This is a genomic window from Streptomyces sp. NPDC001880 (genome assembly GCF_053594575.1).
The window spans coordinates 1-14030 of sequence record NZ_JBSFET010000075.1 but is presented as its reverse complement, the minus strand read 5'-3'; the positions used below and the strand labels follow the sequence as shown (position 1 = coordinate 14030).

At 68.9% G+C, this 14030-nt stretch carries 7 protein-coding genes and 2 pseudogenes; 5 read left to right on the top strand and 4 right to left on the bottom strand.

What is annotated here, in order from left to right; all coding sequences use genetic code 11:
- Positions 1 to 461 precede the first annotated feature (461 nt).
- From ACWCQ6_RS28155 to ACWCQ6_RS28145, 3 genes are all read left to right on the top strand, one after another.
- Positions 462 to 1565, top strand: a complete 1104-nt coding sequence (locus tag ACWCQ6_RS28155) for a hypothetical protein (protein ID WP_451093838.1) — start codon at positions 462 to 464, stop codon at positions 1563 to 1565.
- A gap of 113 nt (positions 1566 to 1678) precedes the next feature.
- Positions 1679 to 4417: a hypothetical protein gene (locus tag ACWCQ6_RS28150; protein WP_451093836.1), complete on the top strand. Its 2739-nt coding sequence runs from the start codon at positions 1679 to 1681 to the stop codon at positions 4415 to 4417.
- Positions 4414 to 7953 (top strand): hypothetical protein, encoded by a 3540-nt coding sequence (locus tag ACWCQ6_RS28145; RefSeq protein WP_451093834.1) that lies wholly within the window; start codon positions 4414 to 4416, stop codon positions 7951 to 7953. The genes ACWCQ6_RS28150 and ACWCQ6_RS28145 overlap by 4 nt, the downstream gene beginning before the upstream one ends.
- A 99-nt stretch (positions 7954 to 8052) precedes the next feature.
- Here ACWCQ6_RS28145 and ACWCQ6_RS28140 read toward each other — a convergent pair whose 3' ends face one another.
- From ACWCQ6_RS28140 to ACWCQ6_RS28130, 3 genes are all read right to left on the bottom strand, one after another.
- Positions 8053 to 9264, bottom strand: coding sequence for a hypothetical protein (locus tag ACWCQ6_RS28140; protein WP_451093832.1), 1212 nt, complete (start codon positions 9262 to 9264; stop codon positions 8053 to 8055).
- A gap of 326 nt (positions 9265 to 9590) precedes the next feature.
- Entirely contained in the window at positions 9591 to 11222 is a 1632-nt protein-coding gene (locus ACWCQ6_RS28135; RefSeq protein WP_451093830.1) for a hypothetical protein, read from the bottom strand.
- Positions 11223 to 11243: 21 nt separating this feature from the next.
- The gene (locus ACWCQ6_RS28130; protein ID WP_451093828.1) at positions 11244 to 11390 is read right to left on the bottom strand and encodes a hypothetical protein; all 147 of its coding nucleotides are present in this window, start codon (positions 11388 to 11390) and stop codon (positions 11244 to 11246) included.
- A gap of 236 nt (positions 11391 to 11626) precedes the next feature.
- On the opposite strand from ACWCQ6_RS28130, the gene ACWCQ6_RS28125 reads away from it, so the two are divergent.
- Both ACWCQ6_RS28125 and ACWCQ6_RS28120 read left to right on the top strand, forming a co-directional pair.
- Positions 11627 to 12355 (top strand): O-methyltransferase, encoded by a 729-nt coding sequence (locus ACWCQ6_RS28125; RefSeq protein WP_451093826.1) that lies wholly within the window; start codon positions 11627 to 11629, stop codon positions 12353 to 12355.
- A 145-nt stretch (positions 12356 to 12500) separates the two neighbouring features.
- A pseudogene (locus ACWCQ6_RS28120) lies at positions 12501 to 12852 on the top strand (winged helix-turn-helix domain-containing protein); the annotation flags it as partial.
- A 167-nt stretch (positions 12853 to 13019) separates the two neighbouring features.
- Here the strand turns inward: ACWCQ6_RS28120 and ACWCQ6_RS28115 are convergent.
- Positions 13020 to 13936 (bottom strand): annotated as a pseudogene (locus tag ACWCQ6_RS28115) (IS3 family transposase); the annotation flags it as partial.
- Positions 13937 to 14030: the final 94 nt, after the last annotated feature.

Below are 14030 nucleotides of genomic sequence, written 5' to 3'. Positions count from 1 at the left end.
GCTGCGCCGCAGCTACGGTTGCAGCCCGCCGGCCCGGCCCGCTCCACACACCCGCCCCCCCGGACTCGGGGAGTTCGGTGAGCGTCTTCGCGGCCAGCGGGGGATAGGCGTACCGACCAGGCGTCCTCTCTCACGAGCGGGCGCCGAGGATGTCGTCCAGTTCTCGATGGGGCGGGAGTTCTACGTCGAGGAAGTGGAGTTGGCCGCAGGCCATCCCCACTGATGACTCCGGGAGATGCCGGCCGCCGGCCAGCCGGCGAGTTGCAGCATCCCTGCCGTGATGCAACCCTGGAACGTGTAGACGGTGATGTCCCGAAGGCACGTCCCTCCCCGCGAAACGTGCACAGGGCGTAGGACTGCTCATCACAGGCCGTATGCACATCTCTCGCCCTCTTCCGGCATTCGAAGGGGCGGCACGACGCACAGTCGGCTGCCGGTGCCCCTGGGAGATGACCCAAATCATGGCGACCGAGTTCTTCACCGAGGCCGTTGACGACTCCAGCACCGCTCATGGGCAGGTGTCCCTGGTCCTCGACACACAAGACACGCCCTGGCTCGCCTACACCACGCCGTCCGGCGACGTCATGCTGGCCAGGAGAGGCGAGACGGAGTGGGAGCACGAACGGTTGCCCACGGAACAGGCGGCGCTTGACGACTACCGGATCGGTCTCGGGATCGACAGCGCGCTCAACCCGCATGTCGCCTACCAGAGCAGGGCCACCGATCACCTGATCTACGGGGTGCGGGGGGCCCAGTGGAGTTTCGAGGAAGTCCCCACCTCCGCCGGGCTGTTCCCCGACCGGATCCGGTTTCCCTCCATGACGGTCAATCTGGGCGTCTTCAGTGAGCCCCCGTTCAAGGACAGGCCCCACTTCGCCTACCAGTCCGGTCTCTCGCTGTGGCACGCCACCAAGGCGCCGCCGAAGACGGATCCGAACAAGCCCCCGACATGGAAGAAGAATGTCCGACCGGTCGATTCGACGAACGCGGCGGAGAAAGGGTGGTTCCCGAAGCTGACCTTCGACCGCCGTGACGAGATATTGCGGATCGTCTACAGCGACGACCTCACGCCCGCGGGGCAGCCGGACAGGCGACTGCGGGTGGCGACGATGATCCCGGGGACCGATTTCCCCGGTCAGCCGGACAGCTGGAACATACAGCTCCTGCACGGGGGGCAGATCTCCGCGCAGTGTCCGGCGATGGAGCACTTCATCACCGGGGAGAGCCTCGTCTCGTACTTCGACGGCGTCGGGCGCACCCTCAACGTCTGTATCTTCGGCAACTTTCCCGAGTCGCCGGCGGTCGAGGTGGTCACCGACGACGTGGATGAAGACAGCCGGCACTCGGCCTGCGGTGTGGAATTCGAACGATCGCGAACCTGTGTTCTCTACGGGTCCGGCGGCCGGCTGAGGTTCGCGATGCGCACCGGCATCGGAACCTACTCCCTTGAGGACGTGGAGGCCGGCGGAGCATGGAGCGACCTGCGGTTCGACAGTGTGGGAACCGCCCATGTCGCGCACATCGCGGCGGGAACGCTGCGATACGGCGTGGCTGAAACGACGTAGCTGACGGCATGACATACCTGACGCCCGATGACATGGGCTCTGGCGCGGCCACGCGGAGGGGCCGTCAGAGTGGACCGGTTCCGGGCCGTCGGCCTTGAAGCGGGTGATGACCTGTGGCAGCGCAGACCTTCCTGATCGTGCGGAGCGACGACTTCGTGATCCTCGCCGTACGGTGGTCCGGGTTCGAGATCCGTGGTCAGGGGCCCTCCGCGCTTCCGCTGCTGGCGGCGACGGACGACCGGGCGACCCTGACCGTGGGCCTTCCGCCGCAGGCGGTCCTGGAGCAGACGACCGCCTCCGGCTTCAACACGGCCGGTCTCGTGCACAGCGACTCGCGCCTGACCGGTTCCGGGGAGCTGGAGTTCAGGGTCCCGGCGGGAACCGTGATCGAGCTGAGCGCGGCGGGGATCCTCAAGGCGCTGGCCGACCGCGCCCGTCTCCAGCCGACCTCGGGCGTCGAGATGCCCTGGGGACTCACCGTCGTCCCGCTGGCCCGGACGCCGGGCGCCGACGTGGTGGCCGAGCACAGGGACCGGCCCGTCGTCGCCGGATCAGGCACGGTCGGCCTGTGGTCCATGCTGCTGCGGGCGAGCGACGCGACACCGGGCGACGCGGGCCTGACGATCCGGCCCACACTCGTCACGGAGAAGAGCGGCATCCTCGCCGGTGGCCTCTTCCAGGTCCCCCCGCTGGAGGCCTGGCGGCCGAGCATCGTGACGTCCAGCCAGCTCTTCTCGCTGCCGCGGGCCACCCGCTTCGAACTGACCGCGCTGGGCGGCTCCCTCTCGGCCGCCGCGAAGTGGCCCGCCGACTCCTGGTCCCACGAGATGGTTCTCGGACGCGACCAGAAGGTGGATGTCGCCACGCAGGGAACTCTGTGGCCGTTCGGCTTCAGCGCGGTCTTCCAGGACTACACCACGCGGCAGTTCCTCCCCGTGAACAATCCCCAGGCACTCGGCTGCGTCGCGGGACTCCTCAGGAGACGGACACTGGTGATCACCCGGCCGCTCCTCACCGGGACCCGCACGCCGACCTTCCCGTTCGACCAGGTGGAGATCCTCGGGCGGGAATTCCCCCTCAGCGGTACGGCGGAACTGCAGGACCCGCACATGTTCATCCCCGGGGGCGCCAGCACCCCCGTGCAGTTCCCGGTCCGCTGCCGCTCCGGAAGCACGGACATCGAGTTCGTCCTGCCGCTGATCTTCTTCAGCGGCCCGAATACGGCTCCCTCACCGGCCGTGCTGTCCGGGTGGCAGCCCCATGCCACGGCCCGCATACCGGGCACCAGCATCGACATGGTCGGCGCGGGAAACAGGCCCGGAGACGTCCTGGAGGTGCACACCCTCACCTTCGGCGCCCGCAACGACGGCACGGGCGGTCGTCCGGACGTCGTGAAGTTCGACGCCGTACTGCCCGCCTTGCGTTCCCTGCTCCCCGGCACAGCGCACGACCAGCCGCGGACGCTGCGGTACGCGCCTCAACTGCACGCTCTGGCCGGTCCGTTGAGGGATACCGAGCGAGCTGCCGCCGTCCCCGACGTCCCGTTCCGCTTCGAGGCACCGTCCGGTGTCCCGGTCAGCTTCGCCAACAACGCCGACCGCTCCGGCGGCCTGGTGGCGCCCCAGTTCAAGGCCGACGGGATCTCCCGGGAACTCGGGCCCGTGCCGACCAGCGTGCTGCCCGGCGCCCCGAATTTCGAGGCCGCGCTGAACAACGCCTTCAGCGGGGCCACCTTGTTCGGCTTCCCGCTCGCCTCCCTCATCGACGCTGCGCTCCAGCCGAAACCGCCCAGCATGCTCCAGAAGCGGGTGAAAGACGCGCTGGTCACGGAGATGAGGTGGGAGCGGGTGCGGCTGAAGGCGCACGGTGCCTTCCGGGCCAGGGCGACCGGGCCGCCGCCCGAACTCGACCTGGTCGCCGGCCACGCGTCGGCCACCTCCGGCAATGGCACGCCCGGCGCGCTGGAGCCCGTGACGACCTGCGCCCTGAGGAACTTCGCCCTCGCCCTGCCGCCCCCACCACTGCCGCACGTGCTGAAGCTGTCGTTCGACTCGGTGACATTCACGCGCACCGCGGGCCACGCACCGGCCGTCGCCGTCGACGGGCTCAAGGTCGAGTTCGCGGGTCCGCTGAAGCTGCTGCAGGAACTGCAGTCGCAGTTGGAGAAGCTCATCGGGGTGCGCGGGCCGACCAGCGGCGTGTCCACGACGGACGTAACCGTCGGATACGAGGTCGGCATCCCGAAGGCCGCGGCGGGCGTGTTCGTGCTGCAGAACGTGACCGGGCGGGTGCGGGTGATCGTTCCCTTCGTCGAAAAGCCGGTGACCGTGGCGCTCGGATTCGCCAGCCGTGAGCACCCCTTCGCCCTCAGCATCGCCGCGTTCGGCGGCAGCGGGTACGCGGACATCGAGATCGCGGGTGAGAACGAACCAAGGGTGGAGATCTCCCTGGAGTTCGGCGCGATGCTGGCCATCGACTTCGTGGTCGCCAAGGCCGAGGTGCACGCCCTGGGAGGGGTGCGCTTCCAGCGCCATCCGGACGGTCATGTGGAACTGGAGGCGTTCATCCGGATCGGCGGCAGCGTGGAGCTGCTCGGCCTAGTGACCGTCGCCGTCGAGCTGCGGGTCTCGCTCACCTACCTGGACGACCCTCCGAGGCTCTTCGGCCGCGCGACCGTCGTCATCGAACTGGACCTGACGCTGTACTCGGAGACGGTGACCGTCGACAGCGGAACCTTCGAACTCATCGGGGGCAGCGCTCCCGCCCGGGGCCTGCGGGGCCTCACGGCCGCCGAACGTGACGACGCGGGCTTCGAGATGTGGCAACGATACCGGAAGGCGTTCGCGTCATGAGTGACATGCTGTGGATCCCGGTGCCGGGTGGCTTCGAGGACGGCGGCCAGCTGCTGCGCGTGCTCGTCGTGCCACGGCTCGACGGCGGCACCCCGGCCGGACACGGGATGGCCCAGTGGCCACCCGCCGCCCTCACCGGGGGCACCGTACGGGTCGAACTGTTCGCCCCCGGCTCGGCCCCGCCCGCGACCCCCGCCCGACAGCTCGACCTCGTACCCCGCCTGCACACCCAGCCCGGCGTCTGGCAACGCCTCGTGGCAGACCTGCCCGTGGAGAGCGCCGGAAACCGGCCCGGCGGGCCGGCCGACGACCCGCTCACCGTGCACGCCACGTCCGAGGACGCCGACGAGGTGGCACGCACCTTCCGCGAGGCGTCCAGGGCCGAAGTCACCGCCCAACTCGGCGCCGAATCACCGGAGTTCGCGGACAAGGTGCGTGACTCGCTCGAAAGTGACCACTGGCTCCGCCCGGACGAGCCGGCCCCCGGCACCACCGCTCCCGGGCCGCCGTCGGGCCGGCCGGGCTTCAACCGGACCCTGTCGCTGCTGCGCGAACACCCCGCGGTGCTGCGGGCACTGGGCCTGATCCTCGAGCTCCCGCTCGGTCCGGGCGGGGCCGGCGCCCCGTCGGCGGGAACGGTGCGGGTGCTGTGGCCCGGCCGCCCCGCCGCACTGCCGGAGATCGTGTCCCCCCGCACGGCGTTCGGCGGCGACTTCCGTCCGGCCACCACTGACCGGGTGGACGGAGGCATGGTCACCCTCGACCAACTGGACCGGAGCGGGAAGCCACGCTGGCAGGTTGCGACCGTGGACGTGGACGTGGCCGCCCAGCGCATGCGCGAAGCCGCCCGCGCGCTCGCCGCGCGCCCGGACGAGCCGCCCGCCCTGCCCGCCCTGCGCTCGGACGGGCTGCAACTGGTGCTGCGCGGCAGGGGCGAGGACATGACGGAACGGCGCGAGAGAGGAGCGCGCAACCGAGGCGCGGAGCCGGACGTGCTCACCGCCGACGACCTGGTCCTCGGCTACCGCGTCGACGTCCTGCCCGAACTCGGCGGGGACGAATGGTTCTCGCTGCACCGGCGCAGGGCCACCTACCGGGTCCACGAGCGGCTCCCCGACGGTGCTCTGTCCGACGACTTCACCGTCATCGGCACGGACGGGGAGGCGGGCCCGCCCGAGGAAGGCCACCTCAAGGCCAACGCCGCGATCCACGACCGCAGCGGCCTGCACGCCGACGAGATCGTGGCCGGCTGGCGCGGCTGGAGCCTGGCCGTGCCCCGTCCGTCGTTCGACGGCACGCCCCCGCCGTCACCACCCCCCGTACCCGGCATGAACCTCAGCATGTCCTTCGAGGCGGAGGAGGGCACGCTGCCCCGTCTGCGCTTCGGACGCCACTACTCCCTGCGGGCACGGGTGGCGGACGTCGCGGGCGGCGGGCTCGCGCCCGACGACCCGGCGGCCGACCGGCACACGACGGCCCCCGAGTTCTACGGGCGCTACGAGCCGTTGTGCGCCACCGAGATCTCGTACCCCGAGGGGACGGACCCGGCCCGCTCCGCCCCCGGGGAGTCGGTCGAACATGTGGTCGTGCGCAGCGATCCCCTGATGGGACTGGACGTCGAGGAGTTCGCCGCGCAGACGAACCACGCCCTCAACGACCAGCGGGTGCTGCGTCCACCCGGCAGCACCCTCGCCGTCGCCGAACAGCACGGGATGCTCGACCTCGGCATGCCCGACGCGGACCGTGTGACCTGGGAATGGGTCGGCCGCGCACTCGCCGCCGGGGACCCGGAGGCGCCCGAAGGCGCCCGGCTGCTGCCCGACCCGGCCGCGGGCGGGATCGTGGCGGCCCGTACCGAGCCGAACGCCCCCAGGCCGACGAGGGCCTGGGACGAGGACTGGCCCGACCTCGCGGCCAAGAGCCTGCGGCTGACGACCCCGGCCGCCGGACGCCCCGTGGTGGGCTGGGAGGGCGAGCGACTGGCGGTCCGCCTCGCACCGGCGGAGCGGATCACGCTCGACCTGTCCACATTTCCCCGGGAGGACATCGTCGACGACTTCGCCCTGCACGTCGCCGACCCCCCGGAGAACTCGGTGAAGGCCCTACGCCAGGGCCGCCACCCGATGGTCACGCCCGCCCGCACCCTCACCCTCGTGCATGCCGTCCAGCACCCGCTCAGGCCGCCGGACACCACCCTGGCCGTGGCCCGCGACCCGAACTCGACGGTCGCCACCTTCGCGCCGCAGTCCGACGTGTACGACCCGAGGAGCACGGCCCAACTGGGGATCACCGCGAGCTGGCGGGACCAACTGGACGACGTGCCGCACCAGGTCACCGACGTGCCCGTCGACACCCTCGCCGTTGCCGCGGACGGACCGGCACGCCCGCCGAAGCTGTTCCGGCAGGAGTTCGGCGACACCCGCCACCGCACGGTGACCTACACGCTCCGGGCCGTCAGCCGCTTCCGCGACTACTTCCGCGACTCCGGGCATCCCGACGACTTCGCCGTGACGAGACAACTGCCCCCGGTCGTCGTGCGCAGCACCGCCCGGCCCGCACCCCCGGTGGTCCTCTCCACCCGTCCCGCGTTCCGGTGGAAGCGCACCGGCGACCTCGACGCGGTCACCCATGTGCTCGTCCACGAGCGTCTCGGCAACCGCGTACGGGTCGCCCTCGATCGGCCGTGGCACAGCACGGGGGCCGGTGAACTGCTGGCCGTGGTCGTACGCCCGGAGGACCAGGCCACCACGGAGGGGCTCGCACCCTTCGTCACCCAGGCCGGTCTCGACCCCCTCTACCCCTCCAAGGGCATCCCCATGGGTGCGCCGTTCGCCCGCCACATCACCGGCGCCGCCGGACCGGAGCGGCGACTGCGGCTCGACGAGGCCGGCGCGGACGTGGTGGTCGTGCCGCACCAGCCGGAGTACCACCCGGACAGTGAGTGCTGGCTGGGCGACGTGGCCTTCACCGGAGCGGACAACACGTCCTTCAACTGCGCCCTCGTACGGCTCGCCGTCGCCCGGTACCAGCCGAACAGCCTCGACGGCCTCTGGCTGTCCCCGGTGGTACGCACCGACCTGGTCCCCCTGCTCCCCGACCGGACGCTGCGCGTGACACGCACGGCCGGCGGCGAGTACGAGGTCAAGCTGACCGGAACCGTCTCACCCGCCCCCGCCGTCAACAGGGTGGACATGATCCTGGAGCACTGCACCCAGCCGGGCGGTCCGGGCGGCGTCCCCGCCGACAAGGTGGACCTGGTCGGATTCGACACGGTGACCGGCGTACCGGCGTGGCAGCGCCAGGGCTTCCCGAGAACGCCGGAACCCAAACGGGTCGGTCTCTCGCCCGTCCTCAAGGAGTGGAAGTCGGAGTACCTCATACCGCCGGACGCCGGCCCGTTCCGGGTACGGATCCGCGAGGTCGAGTTCCTCCCCAACAAAGAACCCCGCCCCGGGGCGTTCCTGAAGTCGGGCACACCGGGAGAGGTGACCGAACGGACCGTGTTCACGGATACGGTGCTGTTGCCGGGGCTGTGATGCCCGCGCTGTTCAGCCGTCGCCGTCAGGCCGTTTGCCGTCAGGCCGTTTGCCGTCAGGCCGTTCAGCCGTCGCCGTCAGGCCTTTCAGCCGTTGTCGTCAGCCGGCAAGGAACTCCCACCCGAATTCCTGCATGAACCCGTCGTGCATCATGTCGCCGAGCGTCGGTACGTCCCACCCCATCAGTTTCTTGGACTGAATGAGGCTCAGGCCGGTGCCGGCCATGGAATTCGCCCCGGCGACCGCGGCGGCGTGCGCCGACGCCCAGGCCTCCAGGGTCCCGTTCGCCGCCGCCGCGGCGGTGGCGGACGAGGACGCGAGGGTGCCCCGTGCCGGCAGACTGTCGCTCAGTGTGGCGATGGCTGGCGCGTTCGTACGGGCGAGGAAGCCGTCGTCGATCCCGCTGCGGATCACGCGGGCGAGCACCAGGGCGGTGAGTGCTGCCTGTCTCGGCTTCAGGTTGATCAGTCCGGCGGCGGGCACATCCACGCGGAGCTTGCCGCCGTCGCGGGGGGTGCCACCGGGCTCGGTGACCTCGTAGGTGGTGATCTGGACGGCCGGGTTGGCGGCCCTGACCGCGTTGAGCATGCGCCAGGTGTTGCGGGGTGACGCGGTGGGCGGTACGGACACGCCGGGGGGATTGGGGGGCGGTACGGCGCCGCTCGGCAGCGGCGGTTCGTCTGCCCAGTACAGGGCGTCGAAGAAGATGAGTCGTTTGATGGTGCCGAGGCTGATGAACGAATTGTTGATCGTGCCGTTGACGCCCCGATAGCCGGTGCTGTACCCGGCGACGGTGTCGATCGTCACGGTGCCTGTGAAGGTGGGCAGGGCAGCGGTGAGGAGCTCCCGGACCATACTGCTGGTGATGCCGATTCCCCAGGCCTGGTTGGACGTGCTCGTGTCGGCTTCGATTCCCGGTATGTAGACGAGGAGACGGTCCGAGCGGCTCTCGAAATAGGTGCGCAGGCCGTGGCGGTCGTACTCGTCGAACGCGCCGAACAGGAGAGAGACCTTGAGGTTCGCACCAGGCGCCAGACCGAATGCCAGGGCGGCAGGCGGAATGAAGAGCAGGTACTCGTGTTGCCTCCCCCGGTTGGAGGCCACCATGTGGCTCTCCGGCTGTGGCCGCGCTTCGGCCACCGAGGTCGAGGGATCAAGTGGATTGCGCAGGCTCTTGACCACGGTCAGCGGTTGTGTGAGAGGGCTGGTGAACCTGCTGAAGTGGACGCCGCGCGGGTTGGCGACCAAGGAGATCGGTGCCCACTCGTCCCGGAAGAATGCGTCGATGCGGGTGTCACGTGGTGACGGCATGGCCGGCTCCCTGGCTGTCGGACACGAAGTCCCCCGCCGGGGCACGCGGCCCAGGTCCGAGCCCCCCTGGCGCGCGTCCTCGCCGATCCGTTCGCCCCTGGCATCGATGGCCGCCCCTCGGGAGGGGCCGCTGCGGAGGGGAGTCGGAAGAACTGTACGCGCCTGACCAGTTCCATTGTGGCGCGCGAGGTCTCCGAGCAGCAACCGGAGGCGGCGGCCCTCGGCCGGCCCGAGCGGACGTGCGGCACGGCGCGGGTGGGTAAGGATTCCCGGTCGTAGCCGAGCGTGCAACTCTCCGGCCCCTCGGGGAACGTGTAGCTGTGGCTTCACCGTGAGGTTGCCTGAGCCGGGGCGGCGGGCATCGCGAGTTCACTGCTGGAGGCTTCCACCATGTTCCTGACCATTTCGTCGGCCGAGGTACCTGTGCTGAGACACAGCGCATCAAGGCTGTATCCGTTCGGTGCGAGCCGTAGGAGCGCGTCCGCGATGTAGCGGCGCCGCTGTGCGAACGACTCGACGTGATCGCGCCCCGCCTTCAGCACCAGGGCGGCGTTCGCCTCCTCGAGGTGGGCCCGCGCGTCCACAGCGCAGAGGACGGCCCGGAACGCATCTGCCTCGGCCGCCGCGAGCCTGTGCAGGGTTCTCGTCAGATCGTCCGACGGCGGAATTTTCCGCAAGCGGCGTGCTTCCTTCAGGTACCGGTCCATCAAGAGGTGCAACGACGCTCCTGCTGGAGGGGGCGCAGGATCCATGGCGTCCAGAATGGAGCTGAGCCACTCGAGCAGGTGCCGTCCGGCGACTCCGAGCTCGTCCCAGCAGGAAGCTCGCAGGTTCTCCCCCAGATACCGGGCTCGCTCGAAGGCCTTGCGGCTCGATGTCATGGCCCGGGGTGCGTCCAGGGGACCGTATGTGTCATGGAGTCGCGAAGACATCTGTTCCGCGAGGGAGCCGAACAACGCCAGATGAGCGTACACATGGAAGGCAGCCATGGCGCGGTGTGTATTCCACCGGTTCGAGGCGTCGGGACCCGGCATGTTCCACAGCGACACCACGTGAGGTGCTTCACGGGACGTTTCCTTCGAAGCTTCTTCCACATCCCTGACCAGCATGGAATGGGCGTGACGGAAGTCGTACAGCTTCTGGTGCAGGGCCTCGTGCAGCAGGTGCTCAGCCACCCACCAGGGGTTCGTGAGCAGTCTTCGGTTGAGGAAGATCGCACCTGTCACCGTAAACTGAGAAGTGGACGCCTTGCCGCTCCAAGCGCCAGTCCCGGAAGTGACACCGATGAGATGGGTGTGGCTCAAGGCGCTACGCGACGTCAGCGGCAGGACCTCGTCCAGGAGCCGCGCACCCTCGCGAAGTGCCGCCCCTTCGGCGTCAGCGGCTGCAATCAAACCCGCGCCGAACTCCGCCTCCAAAAGTTGGCCGAACGCTCGCTCGAAGATGTCGTCGCGCCGTCCGGGAGCCCAGATCCAGGGGGTGCGCGACGAATCGCCCAGCCACTGGGCATCGTCGACGCCGCCTTGCAGCGGACCGGTGATGATGCCCTCTTGGACACGTTGCGCGGCTGCTTCGAGCACTTGCGCGCACATCTGCGGGGGCAACTTTCGCCGGGCCGCTGCGACCTGCTGAACGACCAGTTGCTGGATGGCTCGGCGCACCAGTGGATCGCCGAGAACTCTGTACTCGGTCTGCCCTTCGGCCTGCTGCAGCGTCGTCAGAAGCCGACGGCCGGCGGGAATCGAGGTGCTGATGTTCTCGAGCCTGTGCCTGAACGCAGCGTGCATCTGTTGACGGAGATACTCGCTGTCTCCAAACGGACCGCGTGACAGCACCGTGTCGAACGCGCTCAACTCCATGTCACTTCCAGCCTTGCCTTCATGCGCGGTTGGCGCGCGGACATGATTCCCCGGTTCCTGAAACAGGGTGCTCGCACTACCGTGATCGGCAGTCGTCACTGCCCGGCGAGCAACGGTGTATCACTCCTCCTCGGGCTCCTCCTCGTCGTCATCGTCGTGGTGGTGGTGTCCCCCGGCGGGTTCCAGGAATGCGTCGATCGCGTTGTGCGTCGCCTGCATTTCCTTGATCTGGTCCTCAGTCACGTTGCGGTCGAATTCGAGGATCACGCGCGCTGCGGGTTTCTTTGGGGTGGTCACTGGCGACATGGCCTTTCTGTGTGCGGCAGAAAGCCGCTCTCGATGTTCTTGGGCGGGACTCGATTGGCGTCCTGGCAGGCCCCGTGCGAATCTTCTGTATCGGAGCTGTTCCCCGCAGCGCACCTTTTTTCTGGAGGACCACCCGAATGGCATAGATGTGCGTGGGAGCAACTGCGTGGCAGGACCGACCGAAAAGGCGGCTGAGCATGGACCGATCGAACATGTGGCAGGCTACCGGTGAGGAGTCTGTCGTCAGTCTCTCCTTCGAGCGGGAGATGTCGGCGGGCGAGGTCGAGCGGATCAAGCGCAGGCTCGGCGCGCGCTCGGCTCGGCAGGTACCACTCGCCGTCGGCGCCGCCTACGACCGGGCGCGGCAGGTCGGGTTCACCAAGTCTTCCCGTCCCGAGGTGGGCGCACTGATGGCCGTGCTGGCCGCGGCGGTACCTGCGGGCGGCAGAGTTCTCGAGCTCGGCACCGGGGTCGGCATGGGACTTGCCTGGGTGATGCACGGCCTGCGCGGCCGCGCCGATGTGGACGTGGTCAGCGTCGAGGTCGACACGGAGAAGTCGGAACTCGTGTCACGTGCGGGCTGGCCCGATCAGGTGTCCCTGGTTGTGGGGGATGCCCGGGAGGTCTTGCCGGGCATGGGAACCTTCGATCTGATCTTCCTGGACATTCCCGGCGGGCTCAAGACCTCCCTACTTGAGGAGACGGTAACCGCCTTGAGGCCCGGCGGGCAGTTGCTCATTGACGACATGAATCCCTATTGGAGCGAGGACCAGACAACCCGAAAATCTGTCGACAGGCGCGATCCCGGGCGTTTGCTCGGGGATTCCCGAGTGATTTGTACTGAGCTCCGGTATTCGAGCGGAATGATTCTCGGGACGCGTCTGAGTGAGGCCGGTGTCATAGCCTCGAAGCAACAGTGCAGGTGAGAAGGGTTGCTCGTGGCAGTGCGGGGTATGCGACATCCCGTGCTGACCTTGAACAGGTGATGTCGTCTCGGTTCGGCTGCGCGCCGGCTGGTCGGTGCGCTATTGAATGTGTCGTCAGATACGCGCATGGGGCGGGCTGACCGACAGGCGTGAGCGGAAGTTGGCCCGTGGTCCGCCGTCTCATGGCCGGCAGGATCAGCGGTGGACACTGGCGCGCGTGAAACGACGACCGGCCGGCTGTTCCACGTGACGTACACGGTCGAGGGCACATGGAAGCTCCTGCGCCCGCGCGGCTGGTCCTGGCAGCAGCCCGCCCGCGACCTGGCATGACTACCGGGGACCTGATCCGCCGGGCCCACCATCAGCTCGACGGGCCGATCATCCTGATCTGGGACAACCTCGCCACACATCTCGTCCGCCCGTTACGGGTGTTCGTCGAGGCCGCCGACTGGCTGACCGTGGTCCAGCTACCGTCCTACGCGCCCGGCCTCAACCCGTAGGAGGGCGTCTGGTCCCCCTTGAGTGGGTGTTAAGTCCGGTCTTCCTCGGTTCGTGATCGCTCGATCGTGGTACTGATCGTCGTCCTGGCTATCTCATGGGCATGTCCATGTTGGGATGCGGGACGTGAAGAGAGAGGGGCCTTGACTCCGGATCTTGAACACGTCTATGCGGCTCGGGTCAGGGTAGTTGCTGTTGAGTGGAAGGTGTTCTCGTAGGTGATCGGGGATCGCTGGCCGAGCCGGGAATGCCGACGTCGCGTGTTGTAGCGAGACAGCCGTCGGAAGGCGTCGAGACGGGCCGCACGCTCGCTCGACCAGCCCTTTCGCCCCTTCAACGTCTCCATTTTGAAGGTCGCGTTGAACGATTCCGCGGCGGCGTTGTCCGCGCTGCTGCCGACCGCGCTCATGCTCTGACGGACGCCGGCGAGGCGGCAGGCGTCAGCGAAGGCCCGACTCGTGTACTGGGCCCCGTGATCGGTGTGCATCACCGCTCCGGCGAGGCTGCCGCGGGTCCGGACAGCGGCCGCCAGGGCGTCGGTTACGAGCTCGGTGCGCATGTGGTCGGCGATCGCCCATCCGGCCAGACGTCGTGAATACAGATCGATGACGGTCGCGAGGTAGCAGAACCTCCCGCTGCCGACACTCGGGTAGGTGATGTCGCCGACGTACTTGGTGTTCGGGGCCTCGGCGGTGAAGTCACGGCCGATCAGGTCCGGCGCCTTCACCGCTGCCGCATCCGGGACGGTGGTGCGGTGCCGGCGCCGCAGACGCACTCCCTGAAGGCCGATGGCCCGCATGATCCTGGCAACGCGCTTGTGATTGACCGTCTGACCGCCCTCGTCGCGGAGCTCGGCGGTGACTCTCGGGGCTCCGTAGGTGCCGTCGGAGTCGCGGTGGGCCTTGCGTATCCGGGCCGCGATCCGCTCATCGGCGGCCTGCCGGGCCGCGCGGGCCGGGGCGGTGCGGTGCGGCGCCAGTAAGAGAAACTCGAGCGGGCGATGCCCATAATGTCGCAGAGCCGCTTGACGCCGAACCGGCGCTGGTGATCCTCAACGAACTGGCAGCGGTTCACCAGCGCGTCGCCGAGTAGCCGGAGGGGATTTCACCCTCCGGCCCTCACAGAACGGAGCGTGACAATCTCTCGTCACTCCGCTCTTGTCGTCCTGATCGTCAGA